The organism is Marinobacterium iners DSM 11526 (assembly GCF_900107855.1).
Classification (GTDB): Bacteria; Pseudomonadota; Gammaproteobacteria; order Pseudomonadales; family Balneatricaceae; genus Marinobacterium; species Marinobacterium iners.
The window spans coordinates 22,397-48,834 of record NZ_FNRJ01000021.1 but is presented as its reverse complement, the minus strand read 5'-3'; the positions used below and the strand labels follow the sequence as shown (position 1 = coordinate 48,834).

Sequence of the window (26,438 nt, the reverse complement as noted above, 5' to 3'; positions counted from 1 at the left end):
GTGGCGGTGACGATTAAAGGCGAACCCTATCCGGAGCCCTATTACTTGCTGTGCCCCAGAGATATGTTGCCGGTATTTGATGAGGAAAACTCTCTGTTTACGATTGAGACAGACACTAGTGGAAAGTTGCAAATAGGATCAGTCGAACACTATGTACTATTGAATAATGAAATACCGGAAAATCAAAAGATGTTTTATGTGCATCTAAACGGAGGATTCAGACCTTTAATGCTGCGCTCAGATATTGTAGAAAAAATGAAAATTTCAGGAATGACAGGGATAAAGTATACCCCCGTTGATGAAATGAGAAGTATATAGCCGCATTGAATCAGCCGGGCTCTACGTCAAGGAAAACCAATGAGACCTAATCGATTTTTTACTGATCTGTACACCTCTGCCAGTATTCAATGGCTGACTGAAGTGTCGCAGAGTAGATGTGGCGAAGACTACTTCATAAAAGATATTAGAAGAGTTTGAATAGTCATGTCATTAGATATTTTGATATATACAGAAAAAGAAAATAAGATCATCTCTATGTCTGAGACGCTTCATAAAAGTATTTTTTCATATGATGATTATAAAAATTATAAACAACTGAGAAAAATAAAGGATTACTACTTAGCTGATGAAACTTTCTATGGAGCTTCTCTTGCAAATTTAATAGCCGAGTTTGAAAAATTTAAAGAGCATGGAAGAATAGAATTTAAATATGAACTGATCATACTTATTGATTATTTAAAGAACAAAAATGTTGAAACTGTGCGTTTTTCTGGAGATTAACGAATCTCTATGCAATCCGTAATACAAAATTCTATGAGACTCATGAGCAGTCAGGCTCCACATCGAAGGTAAAATTAGACCGCACCGGCTCCGAATATCAGTTTTACCAAAAGGAGAGATAGATGAGGCCCAACCGATTTTTTAGCGACCTTGATATCGATACGTCATATAGTGTTCAGTGGTTAATTGATAACTCAGAAGAAGAGTGCAGTGAAGCCTATATTTTGAAATATATCGAAGAGTGCAATGGTAACCAGCAGGTACGGGTTTACAGTTATCAATACTCATGTGGCCACTCCTTGGATCTTCTACGAGCACTCTACCTGCGTGGCGACAGCATCGATTCCATGCGTCCTGTCTATCTGCAAACCCGTGAGCGGTTGCGTCTTCTAGAGAAGAGTATCCATACCTGCGGGATGGAAAAGGCCAGAATGGACATTATCAATCCGATTGAGGTCGGCATCCTCCTCGCCTTTGGCCATGCTCTGGGTGAAAGCCGGGATGAGATCGGACGTAACACCCGCGCCATGTCAGCTGGCTATGATCTCTTTATCGACCGTCTCCTGAGCATATATGACCCCACACGCCCATTAGCTGATGATATAAATCACAAACCCGTCTACAAAAGCCTCTATGCGGTGTTCGATGCGCCACCGGACAAGCGCCCCGGCATGATCGCCCGCTACCTGGATCAGTGGGAAAAACTGCTGCTGAAAAATAAAATACCGAGACAACGCTACCCTGTAATAGAACGCCTTCAAGGCGAATGGAAAGGCTATTGGTGTTACCCCGCCGCCGCCGTGGTTGCCGCGCTGAATATCGATGACAGCAGCTTCATCGACCATGAGTTCTATCCCACCGATCTGATGCAGGCCTGCGCCCAATACCGGGGCGAGCCGGTCATCCTGCAGCCACTGCAAGAGCCGGCCTTGCCGGAGCCACCCAAGCGTTCGCCCAAGCGCAAGCCCGCGCCCGAGCTGCTTGCCCCCTGGCAGCCGCTGTTCGAACGGATGGCAGCCACTTTGCCCAAAAGCCTGCAGGCCACTCTGTGGAATGCTCTGGTTCAGTGGCTGAACGACGAGTGGGAAGAGGAGCAGTTCGATGTCGCCGATCTTCTCTGTGCCCTGTCGACGGCCCAGTGGGAGATGGAACTGCTGCAGACCTATCGTCGCCTGGTACTGCTGCATGTAGACTGGAAGGATGACGAAAGCGCATTGTCGTTCTGTGCCGATCTGGCCCGTACTCTGGCGATCGAAGAGGCGTTCGAGCCGGACCCGCTAAGCTTCAGCAGTTCCCACCGGGTCTGGGAGGTGCTGTACCGCTTCCACCTATGGCTCAACGAACGGGGCTTCCGGCTGATCTCTCCAGATACCGGCGACGACAGCTATTACGCGCTGGCAGTACGCCAAGAGCAGGCGGATGAGTGGGTCATCCAACTGGAACGGGCGGGACTGACGCTCCGAACCTTTGCCGATGATCAGCCGTTTTAATGCCGCTGTATGGCTTTTACTGGTAGACGACAACCTGCAACCGGTGAGCGACCGCTGCGAAGAGCGACACCAATAGGCCCATTCATCACGACAAGCTGATCAGAGGCATGGACTTGCCGGTACGCGTAATACGAGAGCAGATCGGGCAGTAAACCATTTTATAAGTACTTACAGAGCACTATATGGAATATTTCGAAATCAGCGAATTAATCTCAAGCCACTGTATTACCTACACCGCGAGCACCCGCAAATGGTTTCTAAAAACGGCACCCGGAAATGCCGCTAATGTCTGGACCGGGCTGGCAGGACGACGATTTTACAATCACCCTGAGTGTGAGCTTCAACCAATTCCTATAATTGAGCTGGAAGATTACAGAGGTGACGATGCCCGTTTTAACAGGGCTTACAGTCTGCCTGAAGGACGGCTTCTAGACTATTTTTCCCTGGGACTTAGAAATTTTGTGTCGTCTCGATTAAAGCAGTTACTGGAGGAGAACGAAGCAGAAGCCTTTTTCACAGAAGCGTCTGTCACCATTGAGGAAGAGCAGTATCTGGAGCCATTTTTCCTTGTCGCTCCGCGAGATATGTTGCCGGTATTTGATGAGGAGCAATCTGTATTTATGACGTGTTACGACACCTCTGGGGAATCATCTGTTGGAAGGATTGATACGTTTGTCCTGAAAACTGATGAAATCCCAGCAGAACAGAAGTTGTTTTATCTACATATTAATGGTGGATATCGTCCCCTCATGCTGCGCTCTGATATTGTGGAACAGATTCGGTCTGCAGGCATCACGGGGATGAAATTTACCCCAGTTAACGAGATGAAACGCCCGTTCTGAAGCCCGAGTTTATCGATGTGATTTATCCAGAAGGTAGCAAGAAAACTAGTTATTAATAATGAAAATAGTCCTGACTACTGGAACCTTTGCACCATCGAAGTCTCCCGCGACGGCACCCACAGTATCGACTTCGCCTACAAACCCGAGCTCGATGAAGAATATGAAAAAGAGACCATCGAATCCATCGGCCAGGAACTCTACGACAAGTACAAGCGCGAAGACGAAGAACGACGTCAACAAGCCAGGCTACACCCCTCGAACTGGAAGGAACTGATCGTCGTTGCCGAACTGTTCGAAGAGGACGGCAAGCGAGCCGTCAGCATGATCAGTCATTACATCACGGATGGCGCCCCACAGCGCTTCACCCCATCCAACAACATCGGTCCCATGAACGCGCTGATCAAGTTGCAACGCCTGATGGCCAAGAATGGACATACCTGGCGCAAGGCAAGGCTCACATTCAAATCACAGGGCGGAGTCAAGGTAGAGCCTCTGGAATAAGCCGACACGCCACGCGACAAGCGTCGCTCATCCATCGCGGCAGTTATTCTGACACCAGCGCTGGTTGTGAACCCCAAATATGGCAATAGGAGGAGTCAAAGTGGACTACTTACAAATTACGCAAATATCGTCACGGCATAACCTCACCTATACCGAATCGACAAGGGAATGGTTTTTAGGAGATGAAAGGTCGGTATGGGAGTGGGTAAGGCTTGCTTCTCTTCGCTTTTATCAGGACCCGAACCTGCTGCCGACATCAACCCTGCCTGTCATTCAGATTGAAAACTACCAAGGGGAGGGAGCCTGGTTTGATGAGCACTATACCCTGCCTGAGGGGCGTTTGCTCGATCTGTTTAAAGTGGGAATTTCTTTTTTTGTGTCTTTCCGCCTCAGGGCGTTGTTCGAAGAGGCCGCCGTTGAAGCCTACTTTACAGAGGCAGCGGTGACGATTAAAGGCGAACCCTATCCGGAGTCCTATTACTTGCTGTGCCCCAGAGATATGCTGCCAGTATTTGATGAGGAAAACTCTCTTTTTACGATTGAGACAGACACTAGTGGAAAGTTGCAAATAGGATCAATCGAGCACTATGTACTATTGAATGATGAGATACCGGAAAATCAAAAGATGTTTTATGTGCATCTAAACGGAGGATTCAGACCTTTAATGCTGCGCTCAGATATTGTAGAAAAAATGAAAAATTCAGGTATGACAGGGATAAAGTATACCCCCGTTAATGAAATGAGAAGTATATAAACACATTGAATCAGCCGGGCTCTACGTCAAGGAGACCCAATCGATTTTTCACTGACCTGGACACCTCTGCCAGTATTCAATGGCTGACCGAAAGCGCAGAAAACATTGCAGTTAAGCCTATAATCGAAGAGTACAATGGTAACCAGCAGGTACGGGTTTACAGTCACCCTAAGAATGAGCTTCAACCAACTCCAGTAATTGAATTGGAAGATTCATCTATTCATCAGTTGGCCTCCTATAAAAAAGACCATTATGAGGCATTTATTAAAATAAAGTGAGGTTTAATTGTTTGTATTAGAGGGTTCAAATATGCTTTCAGAATATGATTTATATATAGAAATAAAAGAAAAACTTGAGCTTCCAATCTATTATGGTGAGAATTTGGATGCTCTTTGGGACTGTCTCACAGGCTGGATTGATCTGCCTGTTGAAGTGGAGTGGAAGGATTTTGATTTAGTTGAAGACTCACTTGGAGATTATGCAAAAAAGGTATTTCAACTATTCCAAGAAGCTGATGGTGTTAGTATAAAAAGATCTTAACCCAACGGCGTTTTTTACTCACTCCCAAAATAACGACCAAGGTTAGAAGGTTAAATAATGAAACTTGACTGGAAAAGACTACTTCATGAGCCGATAGAAAAAAGCATAAGAAGAGGCTCTCTAATAAAGTTGAAAGATGATTCATGGTGTGATGAAGTAGTTATATTCATGATTTGTGAATGGATTGGAGATAACGATTTTCCAATTTCTATTGTAAGAATTTCTGGTAGTAAGGGTGGTATAAACCCTTTCCGTCTAATTCCAGCTACATCACTTCACCCTGAAAGGAGTATTACTGTAGGTTGGCTGATTGAAAACTGGAATGACTGGATCTGGATGGAGTCAGATGTATCAACAGCAATGATATGTCATGGACCCATCTCTTCCGATTTATTTTAAAATAACCTTGAAATACTAAGATATTTTTATAGCTAAAAATAATGCTGAGAAAGTTGAAGGCAGATAGACCCACCTGTAGTACCATCATTGGAACTTAACTGATGATTCGTAATATTGTTAAAGAGTGGGTTCTTTTTAGGGATACTAAAAAGAACTATGACATGAACCACTTCGATTATTTATTCGAAGTGGATTTAACAGAGCATGATTATGATTTAATACTTGAAAAAATGAATTTAAGTGATAGAACAAAATCAAGACTTATTGAGGTCAAATTATTTTCAGAAAAGATCCCTCTCCCAGATAAAATCATTAAAGAAGAAATATTTTTTGATATAAAAGAAAAAATAAAAATATTGAGAGAAAATAATTTTATTGAACTGGCCAATGAAATTAAAAATATAAAGGAAGTTGAATTTTGCAATCAAGATCAGCTCTTAAAGATAAAGAGGCAAGATTCGCTGCATAGCGAAATTAATGTATGTTTAAACGATATATTTATAGATAACTTAAAATATAAAGAAAAGATATACTACTCTATAAATGAAGCAGTTTATCATATTCACTATGATTACAATATAAACTGGTACGTACTGAATGATATCTGTAATATTGAATTTAATATGGAGCACTATATAAATATTTTCAGTCGAGGTTATGAGTATTCGTGTAGCGAAGATAAGATATTTTATTCATTGAGACAGGATTAAATGCCATTGTATGATATTTGAATTTTTAATAGACCACGGTTGGAAGCATTGAGCTAGATGAACAGTGACAGTATTTATCTGACACCCACATAAAAAATGGCGCAAGATAGAAACACTTGGGCAAAGTGTAACGCTAATTATCTCAACCAGTCATTGTTGAAATCAAATTACAGGGGTAACAATTAAGCTCGCCGCTGGACGACACAAAAAATTCCATTCAGAATTACTCTTTTAATCGATATGCTCAGGGCTGCGCAAGCCACCTGATGGACTTCTCAACTTCAAAAGGATGTGTACATGAAAATGCCTAAGTTACTCCTTTCTCTCGTTTGTGCACTTGCACTAAGCGGCTGCATTGATGTCAGCCTGGATTTCGATCTGAAATCGGAACAACTCGACATTCGTACTCTGCAGGGTGCTGATACAGGAAAGCCAGGCCCCAACCCAAATAAAAATTGTGAGCAACAGGGCGGTTCACTCACTTCTCATGCAGACGGAAGCACTGTTTGCCATCACGTCACTCAATTTTCAATTGACACATGGTTGCAAGAGGGCAAAGTCAGTTTTATCGATATCGGCAGTACAGAAAAATCCAAACCTATGCCGATTGATGTAGAAACCGAAGATAAAGGTGTTATCAAACTCACACTTGACGTCAACACTTTCATTTCCGAGTTCAATGAGGACATGTTCCCACCAGATATGCCTGCTGAAATGCAACAGGCCATGATCAAAAGTCTTAAAGAAGAAGTTGGTAGTGAGGGTTTTCATATCGCCTTCACTGGCGAACAGGTAAAGGATACCAACGGTTCTTTGTCCAATAACGGCAAAACTGTCACCTTTAATATTCCGATGCTCGATATAATAGACCCCGCCAACAAGCAGTCTCCAGACACCTATACTGCGGTTATCCGGGTTGATGAAATGCCTGAAAAATTATTGGCCCCTGTCACGTTTAGCGACTCGGAAGTTCGTAAGTTCATTTCTTCAGAACTAGACGGTAAACTTCCAGTGGGATGGCAAGCCGTTGTTGTTACGGCTGAAATAGCCGAAAACAAAGTATCAATGGTCAGTGACTATATTATTAATGATACTGCTCATAGATTTATGCTACCTGACAGCACCGCTTCAGAAAATGCACTGCTCAAGTTACATAATCAGATGTCTGAAGATGGGCTGGGTTGGCGCAAAGCGAAGCTGACATTAAAGCCGGAAGGCAGCTTGCGAATCGAACCTTTGGATTGAAAAATTAAAACGGTCATATTGACTTATTGACCCTACTGAGGCTACTCAGTAGGGTACTATCCGCTATTCAGGATGAACGCCTCCGTTTTATAACGACTGATAATCAGGAAGAATTAATCATGTCCAGAAACCGTCTGAACCTTTTAGCTTTAGTCACCTTATTCATACATTTTTTTATCGCGGTGCCATCACAGGCCGAAGAGCAGCGGGCCAAACGCCCCTTTGCCGTGACAGATGTACCCGAAGCAGGCCTTCAAATATTTGTACCCGCGCGACCACAATGGAACTGGGAAACTCAACGCCGCCGTGATACCCATGCGATAATACTCAGTACACCTGAGGACTATTATCCACCCACAAGTATTGATATTGTCAGTGTGCCTGATATCACGATCAAAAAGGAACTTTTACCTTTGATTGCACTGAAATCTTTGGCAACTGTACGCAAGAGCGCAAGTGCCATGAATCCTGAAGTCATGCGAAAAATGGAAAAAGTAACCTATGGCGACATCGTAGGTTATGAAGAGCTTCTGTCTTTGAGATCTGAAGGGGTGGATTACGAAGCGCTCAGTTTTGCCGGTATGATGCCTTCAGGACGCTCCGTAGCTTTTTTTGCTGTTACCGCTCAGGGAAAGTCAGAACACATCCATCCAATGCTGACTAAAATAATCAGTAACTTGAAACCTCTTCCCAATAATTAAAAGGAAATACACTAATGGACGCCTATGTTGTAGGGAATTTACTGGGCCGCTTGCTGATGAGTGCCGCTATTGTTTACCTTGTGCTATTTGTAGTCGGGAAGTTTGACTTCAAGTTCGCTAACAAAAAATTGAAAAGTATTGGCTCTATCTTGGCCATAATGATTCTTTTTTTGTTGGGTTTGGCTGCAAACCATACAGGGTAGAACAATCAAAAAAACTGATATATTTGCACCATTCAGACGGCTTAATTGATTCTCCTTTTAGTGTGACAATCATTGCACTGAATCAGGAGGAGAAGAATGCCAGCCCTGCGTAACACAATAGAGTCCTATGGATTGATCAGCATCCTGCTGCATTGGCTGGTTGCGTTGACAGTGTTCGGTCTTATTGCCTTGGGGCTGTGGATGGTCGAACTAAACTATTACAGCCCCTGGTACAAGCTTGCACCATTCTGGCACAAGAGTATCGGTTTAAGTCTGGCCGCTGTTCTTGTTGCACGCCTGCTGTGGCGATTGACAAACCCTCAACCCAAGACACTTCCCAGCCATCGCCACTGGGAGGTTCGTCTTGCCCATGCCGCTCATGCTCTACTCTACTTCATGCTGTTTGCCATTCTGATCAGTGGTTATCTGATCTCGACCGCCAAGGGCCAGGGTATCAGTGTATTTGGCTGGTTTGAACTGCCGGCACTGATCACCGGACTTCCTGGTCAGGCCGATCGCGCAGGGGCTGTGCATTACTGGTTGGCCATGGGCGTACTTGCGTTAGTAGCCCTGCACATTCTGGGTGCACTCAAGCATCATTTCATTGATCGTGACACCACCCTCATCCGCATGTTGAGGCCGGGGTCCACTAATACCAAGGAGAGTCATAATGAATAAACTGTTTGCCGGTATGGCATTGGGTTCAATGCTGACAATGTCTGCTGTGACAGCACAGGCAGCGGAATATGCCATTGATATCGAAGGCCAGCATGCTTTTGTCAATTTCAAGATCAGCCACCTGGGCTACAGCTGGCTGTACGGCCGCTTCAATGAGTTTGATGGTCGCTTCAACTGGGATTCCGAATCACCGGAAGACAGCAGTGTGAGCGTCAATATCAATACTGCCAGCGTGGATTCAAATCATGCCGAACGTGACAAACACCTGCGCAGCGCAGACTTTCTCAATGTGGACGCTCATCCCGTTGCACGCTTTGAGTCTACTTCTGTGACTGCGTCTGAGGATGGCGCGCTGGAGATCAAGGGTAACCTGACACTGAACGGCGCGACCCGCGAAGTGATTATTGATGCCCAACATCTGGGTGAGGGTGAAGACCCCTGGGGTGGATACCGCGCAGGTTTCGAAGGCAGCACCAGCATTCGCCTGAAGGACTACAATATCGATATGGATCTTGGCCCTGCTGCACAGGAAGTCGAACTGATTTTGAGTATTGAAGGCATCCGCCAGTAAGCTCTGCACAATCAAGGCCGGCACCGTCGGCCTTTCCACCTTCATTTCCCCCTGTTTTTATCGCTTTGCAGCGGCTTTAGCGTTTCTTGCTACTTACCCACAGGCAAAGCCGAATTTTTTTTTCGGTATCTTACCCACATGTGTCACTGATTCCGGGCCTAACCCTGCTGGACATTTATTGACCGGCATTGTGATAGCCTGTGCAAAACAAGGGTTGGCTTTATGATAAATCCTCGTTATACACAATCAAAGAATTCGTAAATTACTGTTTTTAAATAGATTAATGCTTTTACTCTGTTATCATGGCATAACTTACCAATCCCATCCTGCAATAAAACCTGCTCATGTTATACATACCACACACAGACTTATCAACAGATCTATCTTCACGATATTCAGCACTTGTTTGTGTTTTCGAAATCAATTCACAGCCAACGTACAGCTTGCTCTGCTCTTAACCACATGAATATACAATTCACACCAGCCTGTCCGGAAACTGTGTTCCTGTCCCGGAACCATCTGTGCACAAACGGTGGAACAATTCAGGCTGTGGATATGGTGCTGTTTTACACACACCTCATCCCAAGGGCGTCACCAGTCACACGGGCAAGGGTATACAGGGTTTGACGATGTCTAACCATATGAAATACATGCAAAAAACCGCACTATCAACGGAAATGTGGCTGACCATACATAACAAACAATAATCATCTTTATATATAAACCTTACTTATCCTTACATATATATAAGAAGAAAAAGAGCTGTTCAATATTTGACCATTTCCTGCAGCACTTCAGAACGCTATACTTGTCAGCCTTTTCACCCGACCCATGCGGTCAGTTCGACAACACAATCTGTGAGGCCTGTGCAGTGGATTACCCTGACCACTTTGATGTAATCGTGATCGGCGGCGGACATGCCGGAACAGAAGCCGCTTTGGCATCCGCACGCATCGGTGCCAAAACTCTGCTTCTGACACACAACATCGAAACGCTGGGTCAGATGTCCTGCAACCCAGCCATCGGCGGGATCGGCAAGAGTCATCTGGTGAAAGAGATCGATGCGCTTGATGGCGCGATGGCACGGGCAACTGATCGAGGGGGTATCCAGTTTCGGGTACTTAATGCCCGCAAGGGGCCTGCTGTACGTGCAACACGCGCCCAGGCTGATCGTATCCTCTACAAGGCTGCCGTTCGTTCGATACTGGAGAATCAGCCTAACCTGCATATTTTCCAGCAGGCGGCTGATGACTTGATCGTGGAAGGTGAACAGGTCAAGGGGGTAGTGACTCAAACCGGCATTCGTTTTCACGCACGTTCCGTGGTTCTGACTGCAGGTACCTTCCTCGGAGGTGTTATCCATATCGGACTGGATCATCATGCCGGTGGCCGCGCCGGTGATCCGCCTTCAATCCGTTTGGCACAGCGATTACGAGAATTGCCGTTACGGGTCGATAGGCTCAAGACTGGCACACCTCCGCGCATCGATGCCCGCAGTGTCGATTTTTCCGTCATGCAGCCTCAGCCGGGTGATACTCCAACACCGGTCATGTCTTTCATGGGCAGCCGGGATGAGCACCCACAGCAGGTCAGTTGTTTCATCACCCATACCAACGCCCGTACCCATGACATTATTCGTGGCGGATTGGACCGGTCGCCCATGTATACCGGCGTGATCGAAGGGATTGGACCTCGTTACTGCCCCTCTATCGAAGATAAGATCAATCGCTTCGCGGACAAGGATCAACACCAGGTTTTTGTTGAACCTGAAGGCCTTACTACCCATGAGCTATATCCCAACGGCATCTCCACCAGTCTGCCGTTTGATGTACAGATGGAGCTGGTTCGTTCGATTCGCGGTTTTGAACATGCACATATCACCCGACCGGGCTATGCCATCGAATATGACTTTTTCAACCCGCAGGATCTGCGTCATACGTTGGAAACAAAACATATCAGTGGTCTTTATTTTGCCGGTCAGATCAACGGAACGACCGGTTACGAAGAAGCCGGCGCTCAGGGCCTGCTGGCGGGTTACAACGCAGCAGCACGCGCACTTGAGCGCGAGCAGTGGTATCCTCGCCGCGATGAAGCCTATATCGGTGTTCTGGTCGATGATCTGATCACGCTGGGTACCTCCGAGCCCTATCGCATGTTTACCAGTCGGGCGGAATACCGTTTGATTCTGCGTGAAGACAACGCCGATCTGCGCTTGACCGAAAAGGGGCGTGAACTGGGGCTGGTCGGCGATGAACGCTGGATGCGGTTCGAGGCCAAGCGCGAAGCGATGGAGCTGGAGCTGCAACGCCTGAAAAATACTTGGGTACATCCCGCTACGGTCGAAGCAGAGCAACTCAGCAGCCGTCTGAAAAGTGAGCTGACCCGAGAATACAATCTGGCCGACCTGATCAAGCGCCCCGAGTTGGGCTACAACGATGTGGCCTGGCTCAAGGGCGAGCCGATCAATGACGCTCAGGCCGCAGAACAGGTTGAGATCCAGCTCAAATATTCCGGCTATATCGAGCGGCAAAAGACTGAAATCGAGCAGATGCGCCGCCAGGAAAACACTCGCTTGCCGGATGATTTCGATTACAGTCAGGTCAGTGGTCTGTCCAATGAGTTGAAACTCAAGCTGGATCAACAGCGCCCGGAAACCCTGGCACAGGCTTCACGCATTCAGGGTATGACACCTGCAGCGATTTCGTTGCTGCTGGTATATCTGAAAAAACGCCAACTCAGCCATAACAGGACACAGGTGCAACATTGATGGATCGGTATCGCCACACGCTGGAGCAGGCGCTGAAACAACTGAAACTCGACCTCAACGAAACACAAGTCGAGCGCCTGCTGGCCTATCATCAATTGCTGGTGAAGTGGAACAAGGCATACAACCTGACCGCTGTACGTGATCCGCAGGAGATGATCAGCCGTCACCTGGTGGACAGCTTGAGCATTCTGCCCTGGATTGGCTCGGGACGTCTGCTCGATGTGGGCAGTGGCCCCGGTCTGCCCGGTATTCCGCTGGCGATCTGCCGTCCCGATCTTGATGTCACCACACTGGACAGTAACGGCAAGAAGACTCGGTTTCAGCAGCAGGTGCGAATCGAGTTGGGGCTGGATAATCTGACCGTTATCAACGGTCGAGTGGAACAGGTAGAGGCAGCCCCTTTCGACATGATAGTTTCACGCGCCTTTGCTTCCATTTCTGACATGCTGACACTCAGCGGTCATTTGGCCGCGCCAAGTGGAGTGTTTCTGGCGATGAAAGGACTGTATCCTGAAGCCGAACTCGAACAGATACCGGCAGGGTTTTCATTGCAGGACGTACACCGGCTTAACCTGCCGGATACCGATGGCGAGCGACACCTGCTGATCCTTGGGAGAATCTGAACGTGGCCAAGATCATCACAATCACCAATCAGAAGGGTGGTGTGGGTAAAACCACCACCTGCGTCAACCTGGCGGCATCTCTTGCCGCGACCCGCAAACGGGTACTGATGATCGATCTGGACCCCCAGGGGAATGCCACCATGGGCAGCGGCATCGACAAGCATCAACTGGAACATTCGGTGTATGAGCTCCTGACAGATCAGACCGATGCCGCCAATGCGATCATCAAGGATACCCTGTGCGGCTATCATCTGATCGGTGCCAATGGCGACCTGACGGCTGCCGAGGTTGAGCTGCTGCAGCTCCCGCGGCGTGAATTCCGGCTCAAGATGGCACTGATGCCGGTGATGGATGACTATGACTTCATCCTGATCGACAACCCGCCGTCACTCAATCTGCTGACGGTCAACGCACTGGCGGCATCATCCGGTGTGATCATTCCTATGCAGTGTGAGTACTATGCACTGGAGGGGATCAGTGCACTGGTCGGGACCATCAACAAGATCAATCAGCGCCTTAATCCGGAGCTGAAGATCGAGGGCATACTGCGCACCATGTACGATCCGCGCATGAGCCTGACGAAGGATGTATCCACTCACTTGGTGGAGTATTTCGGGGATAAGGTCTATCGCACGGTGATCCCCCGTAATGTGCGTCTGGCTGAAGCGCCAAGCCATGGTCTGCCGGCGCTGCAGTATGACAAGAGCTCCCGCGGGGCTCTGGCCTATCTGGCTCTGGCTGGTGAATTGATTCGCCGTACGGATCGGGAACGCACCGCAGAGGCGGTGGTGACAACGGAACAGGAAGCTGAATGATGGTAGCGAAAAAACGGGGACTGGGGCGCGGGCTGGATGCGTTGCTGTCTGATGTGGCGGCAGAAGACTCACCTTACGCGGAACAGACCGAGGCACGTCAGGCCGCAGACAAGCAGGGTGACTTGCGACAGATGCCACTGGATGAAATCCAGCGTGGTCGTTATCAGCCGCGGCGTGATCTAGAACCTCAGGCATTGGAAGAGCTGGCAAACTCGATTCGTGCCCAGGGCGTCATGCAGCCGATTGTGGTCCGGCCGGTAGCGGAGGGACGTTACGAAATCATCGCAGGTGAGAGGCGCTGGCGAGCGGCACAGATGGCGGGATTGAGCACAATCCCGGTGATTATCCGCGATGTGCCCGATGAAGCGGCCATCGCCATGGCCCTGATTGAAAACATTCAGCGTGAAAATCTCAACCCAATCGAGGAAGCGATCGCGCTGCATCGTCTGCAGACCGAGTTTGAGCTGACCCAGCAGCAGGTCGCTGATGCCGTTGGCAAGTCCCGCTCCACGATTACCAACCTGCTCCGGTTGATGAATTTGACTGATGAGGTCAAAAAAATGCTGGAGTATGGCGATATCGAAATGGGCCATGCGAGGGCATTGCTGGCCCTGGAAGGGCTGGTTCAGATCAAGGCGGCAGATGAGGTCGTCACCAGAGGGCTTTCGGTACGCGAAACCGAGTTGTTGGTGAAGCGTTTTCAGCAACCCGCTGATGCCGAAGAAAAGCCGTCAAAGCAGCCAGACGAACAGCTGCAGCAGCTTGCAGGAGAGCTGTCTCAGCGTTTTTCTGTACCCGTCAAGATCAATGCGACGGCAAGCGGCAAGGGTAAGATTTCAATCAATTTCAAGTCTCGTGATGAACTCGATGCAATCCTGCAGCTGATTGGCTGACCCGCATCAGGTAATATCCAGTCGTACTGGCTTAGGGTAAGACCTTAGTGCAAATCTTCCGGGTTTCAGTTGAGAAACAGGGGGGGAATGCCTATAATCTGCCCGCTATTTGGGCACTGTTTCGGACGATACAGGATCAGGATTGAGGAAGAGTACAGCGGAGCAAGTCCCAAAAGCGGCTGTCAGTGTACGTGACAGGCGCAGCATCAAGGGATTCAAGCGAATCTTCCTGCAACAGGCCGTGTTGATACTCAGTGTATCTATGGCCTGTTTGTTGCTCGGGGTGACACAAGCATATTCGGCCCTGCTGGGTGGTCTGCTTTACCTGATTCCGAATCTGTATTTTGCCTGGCGGGCATTTTCCAGCCAGGACGCCGATAACGCCCATCGCATCGTGATTCGTATGTATGCGAGCGAAATAGGGAAAATGATGCTGGCGGTTGCGCTGTTCAGTGCAACCTTCATGCTGGTTCAGCCTTTGAGCCCATTTCCCCTATTTGGCACCTTCATACTGCTGCAGCTATCCGGATGGATACTGCAGCTGAAGCAGTGCAGACACAGTTCCTGAAACTTTGAATGAGAGATACTGAGAATGGCAAGTGGAACAGTTACATCCTCAGAATACATTTCCCATCACTTGACCAACTTGACGTTCGGGAATCATCCCGAAAACGGTTGGAGCTTCGCGCACGGTGCGCAGGAAGCGGCAGAGATGGGTTTCTGGGCGATCAACGTCGATACAATGCTGTGGTCCGTGGGGCTGGGCCTGCTGTTTATATGGTTCTTCCGCAAGGTGGCCAAAAGTATGACAGCCGGTGTTCCTGGGGGGGCGCAGAACTTCGTTGAAACTCTGATCGAGTTCATCGATGAGAACGTTAAAAGCATCTTTCACCACAAGAATGCCGTAATTGCCCCACTGGCACTGACCATCTTCGTCTGGATTTTCCTGATGAACCTGATGGACCTGGTGCCGGTTGACTGGGTGCCTTACATCTTTGCGCAGATGGGTGTTGAGTACATGAAAATTGTACCGACCACTGACGTGAACGCTACCGGCGGCATGGCATTGAGCGTGTTTGCCCTGATTGTTTACTACAGCATCAAGCAGAAAGGTGTGAGCGGGTTCCTGGCTGAGCTTTCATTCCAGCCGCTGCCGAAAATATTTGCTCCGTTCAACCTGTTCCTTGAGCTGGTTGGTCTGCTTGCCAAACCGGTGTCACTGGCACTGCGACTGTTCGGCAACATGTACGCGGGCGAAATGATCTTCATCCTGATCGCGCTGCTGCCGTTTTGGGCGCAGTGGGTGCTGTCTGTACCCTGGGCGATCTTCCATATCTTGGTTATTACTCTGCAGGCGTTCATCTTCATGGTGCTGACAATTGTGTACCTCGCCATGGCGCATGATGATCACTGAGTTGTAACGGATAGAGTTTACTGAACAACCGATTTACCTTTGCAAAACTAACTAACTTAACCTTGAAAATAGTTGGAGAGAAAAAATGGAAGCAATGCTGTATATCGCTGCTGCGCTGATGCTGGGTCTGGGTGCTATTGGTGCTGCTATCGGCATCGGTATCCTGGGTGGCAAGTTCCTGGAAGGTGCTGCTCGTCAGCCTGAACTGGTTCCTCTGCTGCGTACTCAGTTCTTCATCGTAATGGGCCTGGTTGACGCGATCCCGATGATCGGTGTTGGTCTGGGTCTGTACGTCCTGTTCGCTGTTGCTTAATTAAGTAGTTCGAATGGCACTGCGCCCCTGCGGGGGTAACTACTTGAACAGACAACCGCGAGAGGTAATGGCGTGAATATCAATCTCACCATCATTGGTCAGGCCATTGCATTCTTCCTCTTCGTCGTATTTTGTATGAAATACGTCTGGCCACCGATTACCGGTGCCCTGGCTGAGCGTAAGAAGAAGATTGCCGAAGGGCTTGATGCGGCCGACCGTGCTAAACGTGATCTCCAGCTGGCACAGGAAAAAGCAGCTGACGGAATGCGTGCAAGCAAGGAAGAGGCAGCCGCCATCATTGAACAGGCCAACAAGCGGGCTAACCAGATCATCGAAGAAGCCAAGGAGCAGGCACGTGTCGAAGCCGACCGTGTGAAAGCATCTGCTCAGGCTGAACTCGAACAGGAAGTCAACCGTGCACGCGAAACACTGCGCGCTCAGGTGGCTACACTGGCAATTGCCGGTGCTGAAAAGATTCTGGAAGCCTCTGTTGACGAAAAAGCGCACGCTAAGCTGGTTGAGAAACTGGCAGCTGAGCTTTAAGCGAGGTTTACGATGGCTGAACTCAATACAGTCGCCCGGCCCTACACCAAAGCCGCATTCGAATATGCGCGTGAGAAGGGCAACCTCGATCAATGGTCTCAGACACTGTCACTTGTCGCCATGGCGGCCAGTGACAGCCTGATGACCCGAGTGCTGAGCAATCCGTCCCTGAGCGGCGAGCAAAAAGCTGACGTTGTACTGTCAGTGCTCGATGCCAAGGCGGATGAAGCAGGCAAGAACTTTGTTCGTCTGTTGGCCGAAAACGGCCGGCTGAGCCTGCTGCCAGAGATCTCCGTGCAGTTCGAGCGCCTGAAAGCCAATCTGGAGAAAAAGGTCGATGTTGACCTGACCACGGCTTTCCCGCTTGAAGATGCACAGCAGGAGAAACTGGCCAAGGCCCTCAGCACCAAGTTGGGTCGTGAAGTGAAGCTTACATCCCAGGTGGATAAGTCCATCATCGGGGGTGTGGTTGTTCGCTCTGATGACCTTGTGATCGACGGTTCCGTTCGCGCACGACTGGCGAAACTGGCCGAAGCGATGAATTCCTGAGTGTGAGGAATAACAATGCAGCAACTGAATCCATCTGAGATCAGCGAGATTCTCAAGAAGCGCATCGAGAAACTTGATGTGTCTTCTGAAGCCCGTAACGAGGGCACCATCGTCAGCGTATCCGATGGTATTATCCTGATCCACGGTCTTGCCGACGTTATGTACGGCGAGATGATCGAATTCCCGGGCGGTGTCTACGGTATGGCACTGAACCTGGAGCGCGACTCTGTCGGCGCCGTAGTACTGGGCGACTATCAGGGTCTGGTCGAAGGCATGACCGCACGTTGTACCGGTCGTATTCTTGAAGTGCCGGTTGGTCCGGAACTGCTTGGTCGCGTTGTTGACGCGCTGGGTAACCCGATCGATGGCAAGGGACCGATCAATACCAAGCTCACCGACGCGGTTGAGAAGGTAGCGCCGGGTGTAATTGCACGTCAGTCCGTAGATCAGCCGGTTCAGACCGGTCTGAAAGCGATTGACGCGATGGTACCGGTTGGCCGTGGCCAGCGTGAGCTGATCATCGGTGACCGTCAGATCGGTAAGACCGCAATTGCGATCGATGCGATCATCAACCAGAAAGGTACCGGCATCAAGTGTATCTACGTTGCGATCGGACAGAAGCAGTCCACCATCGCCAACGTGGTGCGCAAGCTGGAAGAGCACGGTGCGATGGATCACACCATCGTTGTCGCTGCAGGCGCTGCTGATCCGGCTGCCATGCAGTACCTGGCACCGTACGCCGGTGCGACCATGGGTGAATACTTCCGTGACCGCGGTGAAGACGCGCTGATCGTATTTGACGACCTGACCAAGCAGGCTTGGGCATACCGTCAGATCTCTCTGCTGCTGCGTCGTCCGCCGGGCCGTGAAGCATACCCGGGTGACGTATTCTACTTGCACTCCCGTCTGCTGGAGCGTGCGTCCCGTGTAAATGCTGACTACGTTGAACAGTTCACCAAGGGTGAAGTGAAAGGCCAGACCGGTTCTCTGACCGCGCTGCCGATCATCGAAACCCAGGGTGGTGACGTATCTGCGTTTGTACCGACTAACGTAATCTCCATCACCGATGGCCAGATCTTCCTGGAAGCCAGCCTGTTCAACTCTGGCGTACGTCCTGCGATCAACGCAGGTCTGTCCGTATCCCGAGTGGGTGGTTCTGCCCAGACCAAGATCATCAAGAAGCTGGGTGGCGGTGTGCGTCTGGCACTGGCTCAGTACCGTGAGCTGGCAGCGTTCGCGCAGTTCGCTTCCGACCTGGATGATGCTACTCGTAACCAGCTGGAACACGGCCAGGCCGTAACCGAGCTGATGAAGCAGAAACAGTACTCTCCGATGTCCGTCGCCGAGATGGGTCTGAGCCTGTACGCTGCCAACGAAGGCTTCCTGAAAGGTGTCGAGCTGGACAAGATCGGTGCATTCGAAGCAGCCCTGGTCGCCTACTTCAACAGCGAACACGCTGATCTGATGGCGAAAGTGAACGAGAAAGGCGGTTACGACGACGAAATCGCGGCTCAGTTCAAGGCTGGCATCGAGAAGTTCAAGTCTACCCAAACTTGGTAATTGCTCGTCAGAGCTGGTGACCGGCCAGATACACCGGCCGGTCCAATACTGATTCAAGTTTAATAGGCGGAACTATGGCAGTCGGAAAAGAGATTAAGACGCAGATTGCGAGCATTGGCAGCACGCGCAAAATCACCAGCGCCATGGAAATGGTTGCTGCATCGAAGATGCGTAAAGCCCAGGATCGCATGCAGTCTTCCCGTCCGTACGCCCAGAGCATCCGTGGTGTTATTCAGCATCTGGCGAAAGCCAACCCTGAATACAAGCACCTCTACATGCAGGAGCGTGAGGTCAAACGTGTCGGCTTCATTATTGTGGCATCCGACCGTGGCCTCTGTGGCGGTTTGAACGTGAATGCGTTCAAGGCAGCTGTAAGCAAAATGAAAGAGTTCCACGACAGGAATATCGAAGTCGATATCTGTGCACTGGGCTCTAAGGCAATCACCTTCTTCCGTAACTACGGCGGTAACGTCGTTGCTGCGAAGGGCGGTCTCGGCGATGCGCCGGAACTGGAACAGCTGATCGGTTCGGTCAAGGTGATGCTGGATAACTTCGACGAAGGCAAGCTGGATCAATTGTTCATCGTATCCAACGATTTCGTGAACACCATGACCCAGAAGCCTGGCGTTGAGCAGCTGCTGCCGCTGAAGGCGGAAGACGATGACAAGACGCTCAACCATCACTGGGACTATCTGTACGAACCGGACGCGAAGGAGCTGTTGAACGGCCTGCTGACGCGTTACATCGAGTCCTTGGTCTATCAGGCCGTGGTTGAGAACAACGCCTGTGAACAGGCAGCCCGAATGCTGGCGATGAAGAATGCAACCGACAACGCCGGCAACCTGATCGACGAGCTTCAACTGGTATACAACAAGGCTCGTCAGGCGGCGATTACTCAGGAAATTTCCGAGATCGTCGGTGGTGCTGCTGCTGTTTGATGCAGTGAACAGGTTTAAAAGTTAAGAGGATCCGAACATGAGTAGCGGACGTATTGTTCAGATTATCGGTGCGGTTGTAGACGTGGAATTCCCGCGTGACAACGTGCCGAAGGTTTACGACGCATTGACCGTCGAAAAAACCGGCCTGACACTGGAAGTTCAGCAGCAGCTGGGCGACGGTGTCGTACGTGCAATTGCCATGGGTCAGACTGAAGGTCTGAGCCGTGGTTTGGAAACGACCAACACTGGCGCTCCGGTATCTGTACCGGTCGGTACTGCCACCCTGGGTCGTATCATGAACGTTCTGGGTGAGCCGATCGACGAATGTGGTCCGATCGGTGAAGAAGAGCGTTACGCCATCCACCGTAAGGCGCCGTCTTACGCGGACCAGGCAGCTACTAACGAGCTGCTGGAAACCGGCATCAAGGTTATCGACCTGGTTTGCCCGTTCGCCAAGGGTGGTAAGGTCGGTCTGTTCGGTGGTGCCGGTGTAGGCAAGACCGTAAACATGATGGAGCTGATCAACAACATCGCGACTCAGCACTCTGGTCTGTCCGTATTTGCGGGCGTTGGTGAGCGTACTCGTGAGGGTAACGACTTCTACCATGAGATGCAGGAAGCTGGCGTTGTAAACGTTGAGCAGTTCGACAAGTCCAAGGTAGCGATGGTCTACGGCCAGATGAACGAGCCGCCGGGTAACCGTCTGCGTGTAGCTCTGACCGGTCTGACCATGGCGGAAAAATTCCGTGATGAAGGCCGTGACGTACTGCTGTTCGTCGACAACATCTACCGTTACACCCTGGCGGGTACCGAAGTATCGGCACTGCTGGGTCGTATGCCTTCTGCGGTAGGTTACCAGCCGACTCTGGCGGAAGAGATGGGCGTTCTGCAGGAACGTATCACCTCTACCAAGACCGGTTCCATCACGTCTATCCAGGCGGTATACGTACCGGCGGATGACTTGACTGACCCGTCTCCGGCAACCACCTTCTCCCACCTTGATGCGACTGTAGTACTGTCTCGTCAAATCGCGGAGCTGGGTATCTACCCGGCGATCGACCCGCTGGACTCCACCTCTCGTCAGCTGGATCCGCTGGTTATCGGTCAGGAACACTACGAAATCGCTCGTGGCGTTCAGCAGACCCTGCAGCGCTACAAGGAGCTGAAGGATATCATCGCGATTCTGGGTATGGACGAGCTGTCTGAAGAAGACAAGCAGACTGTATCCCGTGCGCGTAAGATTCAGCGCTTCCTGTCTCAGCCGTTCTTCGTGGCCGAAGTATTCACCGGTTCTCCGGGTAAATACGTGTCTCTGAAGGAAACCATCCGTGGCTTCGACGGCATTCTGAAAGGTGAATATGATCATCTGCCGGAACAGGCGTTCTACATGGTTGGCACCATCGACGAAGCTGTTGAGAAAGCGAAGGGCCTGTAAGTTCCGCGCGGAACCTTTTAAGAGGTAATCAAGATGGCTATGACTGTTCATTGTGACATCGTAAGTGCCGAAGAGCAGATCTTCTCCGGCCTGATCGAGTTCGTCTCCGTGACAGGTAGCCTGGGTGACCTGGGTATCTATCCGGGTCACGCTCCGCTTCTGACGGAACTGAAACCAGGCCCTGTCGAGCTGCGCAAGCAGGGCGGTGAGGAAGATGTATTCTACGTCTCCGGTGGCTTTATCGAAGTACAGCCGCATAAAGTGACAGTGCTTGCTGATACTGCACTGCGTGCGGGTGACCTGAGTGAAGCTGCCGCGCTTGAAGCCCAGAAGCATGCTGAGCATGCCATGGCTGACAAGACCGGCGAGTTCGAATACTCACGTGCTGCGGCTCAGCTGGCTGAAGCAGCGGCTCAGCTTCGCACTCTGCAGCAGATTCGTCGCAAGATTGGTAAATAACCAACCTTTCGACTGCATGCAAAAAGCAGCCTCAGGGCTGCTTTTTTTGTATCTGGATATTACGTGACGGCTATGAAGCGTTGCAGAAATCATGTTGCGTGCTTTCGCTAGAGTAAGCCCCACAGCGTGTTGAATATGATCTGCTGGGCAGCGGCAACTTCACGTGAGTCGATCACCACTGCGGTAGGGTAATTGTCAGAAGCCAACGAAATAATGGCGCAGCGTGGTGGGTAAATTGCAATGTATGCCGCATCAACTGAACCCTCTGTTCGTATCCATTTACGTTCCGAGTACTCGGCGCTCTCACCTCCATCACCGATCGCAATCACCCGCACGCGAATTTTGCGGGCGACCCGCTGAGCCGTGAAGTTGGGAAATGGACGGTACAACAGGGGTCGAATCGGCTTGGAGGAAAACACCGAGTAGACACGTTCATCCTGATCACCAACACGGTTGAGAATATCGCGCAGGACCTGCTCAATCCCGGCATCCCCTTCATAAAACTCCACATTGGCGACGCTGAATTCAGGTTTAAGGTGGTGCAGTTCGGGTATCACACTGCCTTTCAGCTGATTGATCGCCTGATCAAGTTGCTGGCGTCGCTCTTGTGCCAACTGGAGTAATACTTCTGGCTCTCGCGCTGAAAAATAGCGGCGTTTGCCCTTGGGCAGGTAGGTGACGACTCCACGCTGTTGCAGGCTTTTAAGACACTCATAGGTTGTCCCGCGATTGACACCTGCGCGTTCAGCAACGGTTCGTATTGCACTGGGTCCCAATGCAAGCAAGGCCTTGTAAATGCTGACATCACGTTCACTCAGACCGAGCTGTTCAAAAATCTGCTGGTTCATATTGTCAATTTTTGAGTGACAAAAAGGATTGATCGATTTCGAGTATACGCTAAAGTGCCTGACAACTCTTGAATCAATGGGCCCTGACAGGTGTCAGGGCCGCAAACAGACAAGTTGTGGATGATGAAAACGGATGTAGTGATTCTGGCTGCCGGACAGGGCAGTCGCATGAAATCGGCGTTGCCGAAAGTGATGCACCGACTGGCAGGAAAGCCGATGTTGCAGCATGTTATTGATCGTGCCCGGGCACTTCAGGCTGAAGCGCTGCATGTGGTGATTGGACACGGCGGTGAGCAGGTTGAACAGGCAATGAAGGGTCAGGCAGTGAATCTTGTCTGGCAGCATGAGCAGTTGGGGACAGGCCATGCCGTGGCTCAGGCGATGCCGCAGATCGGCAACGACTCGATTGTACTGATTCTGTACGGCGATGTACCACTGACGCGTCCTGAAACGCTGCAGCAGCTGACAGGTATTGCTTCACAGGGCGACCTTGGGCTGCTGACAGTGAATCTTGAAGACCCAGCCGGATATGGTCGAATCATTCGCAATGCAGTTGGCGATGTGGTGGCCATTGTTGAGCACAAGGAGGCCAGCGAACAGCAAAAGCTGATCCGTGAGGTGAACACCGGTATTCTGGCGCTGCCGTCTGCGGCGCTGCATGAGTGGCTGCCACGTCTGTCTGCGAATAACGCTCAGGGCGAATACTACCTCACCGATGTGATCGCCATGGCGGCAGAAGAAGGCATGCGAGTGCGCGCCATCCAGCCGAAAGCCGAGCAGGAGGTACAGGGCGTCAATAATCGTCTGCAACTGGCTCAGCTGGAACGCTGGTTCCAGCAGCAGCAGGCCGAAATGCTGATGGCTGAAGGCGTGACCTTAGCCGACCCTGCCCGTATTGATGTCCGTGGTGTGCTGAAAACCGGTTGTGACGTGCTGATCGATATCAACGCGGTGTTCGAAGGCGAGGTACTGCTGGGTGATGGTGTTGAAATTGGCCCCAACTGCCTGATCCGTAATGCGGTGATTGGGGCAGGTTGTCGTATAGAAGCCAATTCGATGATTGATGGCGCTACTGTGGGTGACAATGCGCAGATCGGCCCCTTTGCTCGGCTTCGTCCAGGTACCGAATTGGCCAAAGGCGGCAAGATAGGCAATTTTGTAGAAACCAAGAAGGCTCGTATTGGAGAGGGCTCCAAGATCAACCACCTGACCTATATCGGCGATGCCGAGATCGGTCGAGAGGTTAATGTCGGAGCCGGTACCATCACCTGCAACTATGATGGTGTTAACAAGTCCCTTACCCGTATCGGCGATGGTGCCTTTATTGGTTCCAACAGCTCGCTGGTGGCACCGGTCAATATTGGTGCTGGTGCAACCATCGGCGCTGGCTCTACCGTAACCAAAACCGTGACTGACAACCAGCTGGCGGTGGCCCGTGGCAAGCAGATCAATCTTGATAACTGGGTGCGCCCGCAGAAGAAAGGATCCTGAGCATGTGTGGAATTGTAGGCGCCATTGCGGCGCGCTCCGTGGCCGGAATTCTGCTGGAAGGTCTGCGTCGCCTTGAGTACCGTGGTTATGACTCAGCCGGTATGGCGGTGCTGGACCATGGTCAGATCAGCCGCCTGCGCCGTATTGGTAAAGTACAGGCGCTTGCTGAGGCTTGTGAGAAGCAGCCGCTGGCCGGGCATCTGGGTATCGCCCACACCCGTTGGGCGACCCACGGCAAACCATCGGAACAGAATGCTCACCCGCACATGTCCGGCGAGCGCCTGGCGGTGGTACACAACGGCATTATCGAAAACTTCGAGCCGCTCAAACGTGAGCTGCAGCAGCAGGGCTATGTCTTCACCTCGGAAACCGATACCGAAGTGGTTGCCCACCTTCTGGATCGCGAGCTCAAACAAGGTCTGACCTTAGTGGATGGATTGCGCCAGACGTTGAGTTATCTGGAAGGCGCTTTTGCACTGGGCGTGATTCATGCCGATAGCCCGGAGCAACTGCTGACCGCGCGCAAGGGCAGCCCGCTGGTGATTGGGGTTGGCATTGGCGAAAATTTCATCGCCTCCGACCAGCTTGCACTGCTGCCGGTCACCGACCGCTTCATGTTCCTTGAAGATGGTGATATCGCGGTGCTGGAGGTTGAGCGCATTCAGGTATTTGATGCCAGTGGAGACGTGGTCGAACGTGCTGTGACCACCTTCGAGCATGGACTGGGCAATGCCGATAAGGGCGAGTTTCGCCATTTCATGCTCAAGGAAATTTACGAGCAACCGCGGGTTATGCAGGCGGTACTGGAAGGGCGCACCGCCTCGGGCCTCTTGCTGGAGCAAGCGTTTGGCAGTGGCGCAAGTGCAGTGTTTGATCAGGTGAAACAGGTGCAGATCGTGGCCTGCGGTACCAGCTACCATGCCGGGATGGTAGCCAAATACTGGATTGAAGATCTGGTGGGCATCCCCTGTATGGTTGAGGTGGCCAGTGAATTCCGTTACCGCCCGGTAGTGTTGCCTGAGGGGACTCTGCTGTTGACCCTGTCCCAGTCTGGTGAAACGGCCGATACCCTGGCGGCACTGCGTGAAGTAAAACAGCGCGTGCTGGCCACACTGGCAATCTGCAATGTGCCGGGCAGTTCACTGGTGCGGGAGTCTGATCTTAGCCTGATGACCAATGCCGGCCCTGAAATCGGGGTGGCGTCTACCAAGGCATTTACCTCCCAGCTGGTTGCCCTGATGTTGACCACCATTGCGTTGGGGCGTCGTCACAGCCTGACCGCTGAGCGTGAAACCGAGCTGATCGCAGCCCTGCAGCAATTGCCTGAACTGCTGCAACAGCTGCTGCAGCTGGATGGTGCGATTGAGCAGATGTCGACGCACTTTGCCGAAAAGCACCATGCATTGTTTCTTGGTCGTAACAGTCTGTATCCGGTGGCAATGGAGGGAGCTCTCAAGCTGAAAGAGATCTCTTACATTCATGCCGAGGCCTACCCGGCTGGTGAACTCAAGCATGGCCCGCTGGCGCTGGTGGATAAGGAGATGCCGGTCATCGCGGTGGCGCCTCGCAATGGCATGCTGGACAAGCTCAAGGCCAATCTACAGGAAGTACGTGCCCGAGGCGGTGAACTGTTTGTGTTTGCCGGTTGCGAGCAAAGCATCCAGCCAGAGGATGGTGTACATGTGATCCATCTTCCCGAGATGCCAGCCATACTGGATCCGATAGCCTTTACATTGCCATTGCAATTGCTGTCATACCACGTAGCCGTTCTCAAGGGCACGGATGTGGATCAGCCACGCAATCTGGCCAAATCGGTTACGGTGGAATAAAAGATACCTGTGTCACAATGAAAAATGCCCTGCAGTGCAGGGCATTTTTGTATCCGCGAAGTGTGGGCCTCTCATGTTGAGTCGCGGTGGTCATTCCGCTTTAACTCGTCCATGACCGGCTCGGGTCGTGACCAGACAACGACTGCGCCGATGGTGATGAAAACCAGAATGCTCAGGAGCAATACAGGGTGGCGGATACTGATTAGTACGATACAAAGAGCCACAAACATGCCGATACTGGCGGTCCATTTGGTGCGTCGATCGATAAAGCCACCCTGTTCCCAGTTGTGCAGACATGGGCCAAGCAGTCGATGTTGTTCCAACCAGCCGCGCAGGCGGGGTGAGCAGCGCGAAGCACTCCAGGCGGCGACCAGTACGAAGATGGTGGTGGGCAATCCCGGCAACAGGGCGCCGATCAAGGCCAGGGCAATACAGACCCAAGTCAGCAGTAACCAGCCCCAACGAAATGGGGGGCTGATTATTTCAGATTGTGTCTGTCGCCTGACTGAAGGCATGAGTGAGGCTCCGTATTCTTGACCATACAGTA

Annotated in this window: 31 protein-coding genes; 29 read left to right on the top strand and 2 right to left on the bottom strand. The window is 50.9% G+C overall.

Annotated elements, in window-relative coordinates:
• The 27 genes from BLV48_RS19040 to BLV48_RS16380 form a co-directional block, all read left to right on the top strand.
• A partial coding sequence (locus BLV48_RS19040) for a hypothetical protein (protein WP_175527710.1) occupies positions 1–318 on the top strand: 318 nt, incomplete at its 5' end.
• 165 nt (positions 319–483) lie between these two features.
• Entirely contained in the window at positions 484–780 is a 297-nt protein-coding gene (locus tag BLV48_RS16505; protein ID WP_091827895.1) for a hypothetical protein, read from the top strand.
• A 122-nt stretch (positions 781–902) separates the two neighbouring features.
• Complete coding sequence (locus BLV48_RS16500) at positions 903–2,270, top strand: DUF6630 family protein (RefSeq protein WP_091827894.1); 1,368 nt, start codon at positions 903–905, stop codon at positions 2,268–2,270.
• A gap of 182 nt (positions 2,271–2,452) precedes the next feature.
• Positions 2,453–3,112: an imm11 family protein gene (locus BLV48_RS16495; protein WP_091827893.1), complete on the top strand. Its 660-nt coding sequence runs from the start codon at positions 2,453–2,455 to the stop codon at positions 3,110–3,112.
• Positions 3,113–3,433: 321 nt separating this feature from the next.
• Positions 3,434–3,613 carry a hypothetical protein gene (locus BLV48_RS16485; protein ID WP_091827891.1) on the top strand — a complete coding sequence of 60 codons (180 nt, stop codon included), beginning with the start codon at positions 3,434–3,436 and terminating at the stop codon, positions 3,611–3,613.
• 100 nt (positions 3,614–3,713) lie between these two features.
• Entirely contained in the window at positions 3,714–4,367 is a 654-nt protein-coding gene (locus tag BLV48_RS16480; protein ID WP_091827890.1) for an imm11 family protein, read from the top strand.
• A gap of 285 nt (positions 4,368–4,652) precedes the next feature.
• A complete protein-coding gene (locus tag BLV48_RS16475; RefSeq protein WP_217633043.1) occupies positions 4,653–4,907 on the top strand; it encodes a barstar family protein in 255 nt (84 codons plus the stop codon).
• Between the two features lie 57 nt (positions 4,908–4,964).
• Positions 4,965–5,306, top strand: a complete 342-nt coding sequence (gene imm45 / locus BLV48_RS18820; protein ID WP_139253949.1) for an Imm45 family immunity protein — start codon at positions 4,965–4,967, stop codon at positions 5,304–5,306.
• Positions 5,307–5,407: 101 nt separating this feature from the next.
• Positions 5,408–6,016: a hypothetical protein gene (locus BLV48_RS16470; RefSeq protein WP_091827888.1), complete on the top strand. Its 609-nt coding sequence runs from the start codon at positions 5,408–5,410 to the stop codon at positions 6,014–6,016.
• Positions 6,017–6,313: 297 nt separating this feature from the next.
• Positions 6,314–7,261: a hypothetical protein gene (locus tag BLV48_RS16465; RefSeq protein WP_091827887.1), complete on the top strand. Its 948-nt coding sequence runs from the start codon at positions 6,314–6,316 to the stop codon at positions 7,259–7,261.
• A gap of 119 nt (positions 7,262–7,380) precedes the next feature.
• The gene (locus BLV48_RS16460; RefSeq protein ID WP_091827886.1) at positions 7,381–7,962 is read left to right on the top strand and encodes a hypothetical protein; all 582 of its coding nucleotides are present in this window, start codon (positions 7,381–7,383) and stop codon (positions 7,960–7,962) included.
• A gap of 14 nt (positions 7,963–7,976) precedes the next feature.
• Positions 7,977–8,165, top strand: coding sequence for a hypothetical protein (locus BLV48_RS16455; protein WP_091827885.1), 189 nt, complete (start codon positions 7,977–7,979; stop codon positions 8,163–8,165).
• Between the two features lie 96 nt (positions 8,166–8,261).
• Positions 8,262–8,843, top strand: a complete 582-nt coding sequence (locus BLV48_RS16450) for a cytochrome b (RefSeq protein ID WP_091827884.1) — start codon at positions 8,262–8,264, stop codon at positions 8,841–8,843.
• Positions 8,836–9,414, top strand: a complete 579-nt coding sequence (locus tag BLV48_RS16445; protein WP_091827883.1) for a YceI family protein — start codon at positions 8,836–8,838, stop codon at positions 9,412–9,414. The genes BLV48_RS16450 and BLV48_RS16445 overlap by 8 nt, the downstream gene beginning before the upstream one ends.
• Positions 9,415–10,285: 871 nt before the next feature.
• A complete protein-coding gene (mnmG, locus tag BLV48_RS16440; RefSeq protein WP_091827899.1) occupies positions 10,286–12,181 on the top strand; it encodes a tRNA uridine-5-carboxymethylaminomethyl(34) synthesis enzyme MnmG in 1,896 nt (631 codons plus the stop codon).
• A complete protein-coding gene (rsmG, locus tag BLV48_RS16435) occupies positions 12,181–12,804 on the top strand; it encodes a 16S rRNA (guanine(527)-N(7))-methyltransferase RsmG (protein ID WP_091827882.1) in 624 nt (207 codons plus the stop codon). The genes mnmG and rsmG overlap by 1 nt, the downstream gene beginning before the upstream one ends.
• Positions 12,805–12,806: 2 nt before the next feature.
• The gene (locus tag BLV48_RS16430; protein WP_091827881.1) at positions 12,807–13,619 is read left to right on the top strand and encodes a ParA family protein; all 813 of its coding nucleotides are present in this window, start codon (positions 12,807–12,809) and stop codon (positions 13,617–13,619) included.
• A complete protein-coding gene (locus BLV48_RS16425; protein WP_091827898.1) occupies positions 13,619–14,512 on the top strand; it encodes a ParB/RepB/Spo0J family partition protein in 894 nt (297 codons plus the stop codon). Before BLV48_RS16430 ends, BLV48_RS16425 begins: the two co-directional genes overlap by 1 nt.
• Positions 14,513–14,654: 142 nt before the next feature.
• Positions 14,655–15,080, top strand: coding sequence for an ATP synthase subunit I (locus BLV48_RS16420; protein WP_091827880.1), 426 nt, complete (start codon positions 14,655–14,657; stop codon positions 15,078–15,080).
• A 24-nt stretch (positions 15,081–15,104) separates the two neighbouring features.
• Complete coding sequence (gene atpB, locus BLV48_RS16415) at positions 15,105–15,926, top strand: F0F1 ATP synthase subunit A (protein ID WP_091827879.1); 822 nt, start codon at positions 15,105–15,107, stop codon at positions 15,924–15,926.
• Between the two features lie 85 nt (positions 15,927–16,011).
• On the top strand, positions 16,012–16,239 hold the full coding sequence (gene atpE / locus BLV48_RS16410; RefSeq protein WP_091827878.1) for a F0F1 ATP synthase subunit C: 228 nt from the start codon (positions 16,012–16,014) through the stop codon (positions 16,237–16,239).
• Positions 16,240–16,311: 72 nt separating this feature from the next.
• Entirely contained in the window at positions 16,312–16,782 is a 471-nt protein-coding gene (locus tag BLV48_RS16405; protein ID WP_091827877.1) for a F0F1 ATP synthase subunit B, read from the top strand.
• A gap of 12 nt (positions 16,783–16,794) precedes the next feature.
• A complete protein-coding gene (locus BLV48_RS16400) occupies positions 16,795–17,331 on the top strand; it encodes a F0F1 ATP synthase subunit delta (RefSeq protein ID WP_091827876.1) in 537 nt (178 codons plus the stop codon).
• Between the two features lie 15 nt (positions 17,332–17,346).
• Positions 17,347–18,891 carry a F0F1 ATP synthase subunit alpha gene (atpA, locus tag BLV48_RS16395; protein ID WP_091827875.1) on the top strand — a complete coding sequence of 515 codons (1,545 nt, stop codon included), beginning with the start codon at positions 17,347–17,349 and terminating at the stop codon, positions 18,889–18,891.
• 74 nt (positions 18,892–18,965) lie between these two features.
• The gene (gene atpG, locus BLV48_RS16390) at positions 18,966–19,829 is read left to right on the top strand and encodes a F0F1 ATP synthase subunit gamma (protein WP_091827874.1); all 864 of its coding nucleotides are present in this window, start codon (positions 18,966–18,968) and stop codon (positions 19,827–19,829) included.
• Positions 19,830–19,866: 37 nt separating this feature from the next.
• Positions 19,867–21,264: a F0F1 ATP synthase subunit beta gene (gene atpD, locus BLV48_RS16385; protein ID WP_091827873.1), complete on the top strand. Its 1,398-nt coding sequence runs from the start codon at positions 19,867–19,869 to the stop codon at positions 21,262–21,264.
• A 33-nt stretch (positions 21,265–21,297) separates the two neighbouring features.
• On the top strand, positions 21,298–21,723 hold the full coding sequence (locus BLV48_RS16380) for a F0F1 ATP synthase subunit epsilon (RefSeq protein WP_091827872.1): 426 nt from the start codon (positions 21,298–21,300) through the stop codon (positions 21,721–21,723).
• 107 nt (positions 21,724–21,830) lie between these two features.
• On the opposite strand, the gene BLV48_RS16375 is transcribed toward BLV48_RS16380, so the two are convergent.
• A complete protein-coding gene (locus tag BLV48_RS16375; protein WP_091827871.1) occupies positions 21,831–22,571 on the bottom strand; it encodes a TrmB family transcriptional regulator in 741 nt (246 codons plus the stop codon).
• A 123-nt stretch (positions 22,572–22,694) separates the two neighbouring features.
• Here BLV48_RS16375 and glmU point away from each other — a divergent pair, with 123 nt between their 5' ends.
• Entirely contained in the window at positions 22,695–24,062 is a 1,368-nt protein-coding gene (glmU, locus tag BLV48_RS16370) for a bifunctional UDP-N-acetylglucosamine diphosphorylase/glucosamine-1-phosphate N-acetyltransferase GlmU (protein WP_091827870.1), read from the top strand.
• 2 nt (positions 24,063–24,064) lie between these two features.
• Positions 24,065–25,891 (top strand): glutamine--fructose-6-phosphate transaminase (isomerizing), encoded by a 1,827-nt coding sequence (gene glmS, locus BLV48_RS16365; RefSeq protein ID WP_091827869.1) that lies wholly within the window; start codon positions 24,065–24,067, stop codon positions 25,889–25,891.
• A gap of 71 nt (positions 25,892–25,962) precedes the next feature.
• Here the strand turns inward: glmS and BLV48_RS16360 are convergent, their stop codons facing one another.
• Positions 25,963–26,406 (bottom strand): YbaN family protein, encoded by a 444-nt coding sequence (locus BLV48_RS16360; RefSeq protein WP_091827868.1) that lies wholly within the window; start codon positions 26,404–26,406, stop codon positions 25,963–25,965.
• Between the last annotated feature and the right edge of the window lie 32 nt (positions 26,407–26,438).

Excerpts from the sequence above, each read along its gene's own strand:
- BLV48_RS16485 (WP_091827891.1), top strand. The coding sequence starts at position 3,434 with ATGATCAGTCATTACATCACGGATGGCGCCCCACAGCGCTTCACCCCA.
- BLV48_RS16375 (WP_091827871.1), bottom strand. The coding sequence starts at position 22,571 with ATGAACCAGCAGATTTTTGAACAGCTCGGTCTGAGTGAACGTGATGTC.
- glmU (WP_091827870.1), top strand. The coding sequence starts at position 22,695 with ATGAAAACGGATGTAGTGATTCTGGCTGCCGGACAGGGCAGTCGCATG.
- atpE (WP_091827878.1), top strand. The coding sequence starts at position 16,012 with ATGGAAGCAATGCTGTATATCGCTGCTGCGCTGATGCTGGGTCTGGGT.
- BLV48_RS16505 (WP_091827895.1), top strand. The coding sequence starts at position 484 with ATGTCATTAGATATTTTGATATATACAGAAAAAGAAAATAAGATCATC.
- glmS (WP_091827869.1), top strand. The coding sequence starts at position 24,065 with ATGTGTGGAATTGTAGGCGCCATTGCGGCGCGCTCCGTGGCCGGAATT.
- BLV48_RS16470 (WP_091827888.1), top strand. The coding sequence starts at position 5,408 with ATGATTCGTAATATTGTTAAAGAGTGGGTTCTTTTTAGGGATACTAAA.
- BLV48_RS16380 (WP_091827872.1), top strand. The coding sequence starts at position 21,298 with ATGGCTATGACTGTTCATTGTGACATCGTAAGTGCCGAAGAGCAGATC.
- atpA (WP_091827875.1), top strand. The coding sequence starts at position 17,347 with ATGCAGCAACTGAATCCATCTGAGATCAGCGAGATTCTCAAGAAGCGC.
- BLV48_RS16460 (WP_091827886.1), top strand. The coding sequence starts at position 7,381 with ATGTCCAGAAACCGTCTGAACCTTTTAGCTTTAGTCACCTTATTCATA.
- BLV48_RS16495 (WP_091827893.1), top strand. The coding sequence starts at position 2,453 with ATGGAATATTTCGAAATCAGCGAATTAATCTCAAGCCACTGTATTACC.
- rsmG (WP_091827882.1), top strand. The coding sequence starts at position 12,181 with ATGGATCGGTATCGCCACACGCTGGAGCAGGCGCTGAAACAACTGAAA.
- BLV48_RS16500 (WP_091827894.1), top strand. The coding sequence starts at position 903 with ATGAGGCCCAACCGATTTTTTAGCGACCTTGATATCGATACGTCATAT.
- BLV48_RS16445 (WP_091827883.1), top strand. The coding sequence starts at position 8,836 with ATGAATAAACTGTTTGCCGGTATGGCATTGGGTTCAATGCTGACAATG.
- imm45 (WP_139253949.1), top strand. The coding sequence starts at position 4,965 with ATGAAACTTGACTGGAAAAGACTACTTCATGAGCCGATAGAAAAAAGC.
- BLV48_RS16400 (WP_091827876.1), top strand. The coding sequence starts at position 16,795 with ATGGCTGAACTCAATACAGTCGCCCGGCCCTACACCAAAGCCGCATTC.
- BLV48_RS16360 (WP_091827868.1), bottom strand. The coding sequence starts at position 26,406 with ATGCCTTCAGTCAGGCGACAGACACAATCTGAAATAATCAGCCCCCCA.
- atpG (WP_091827874.1), top strand. The coding sequence starts at position 18,966 with ATGGCAGTCGGAAAAGAGATTAAGACGCAGATTGCGAGCATTGGCAGC.
- BLV48_RS16450 (WP_091827884.1), top strand. The coding sequence starts at position 8,262 with ATGCCAGCCCTGCGTAACACAATAGAGTCCTATGGATTGATCAGCATC.
- atpB (WP_091827879.1), top strand. The coding sequence starts at position 15,105 with ATGGCAAGTGGAACAGTTACATCCTCAGAATACATTTCCCATCACTTG.
- atpD (WP_091827873.1), top strand. The coding sequence starts at position 19,867 with ATGAGTAGCGGACGTATTGTTCAGATTATCGGTGCGGTTGTAGACGTG.
- BLV48_RS16465 (WP_091827887.1), top strand. The coding sequence starts at position 6,314 with ATGAAAATGCCTAAGTTACTCCTTTCTCTCGTTTGTGCACTTGCACTA.
- BLV48_RS16455 (WP_091827885.1), top strand. The coding sequence starts at position 7,977 with ATGGACGCCTATGTTGTAGGGAATTTACTGGGCCGCTTGCTGATGAGT.
- BLV48_RS16425 (WP_091827898.1), top strand. The coding sequence starts at position 13,619 with ATGGTAGCGAAAAAACGGGGACTGGGGCGCGGGCTGGATGCGTTGCTG.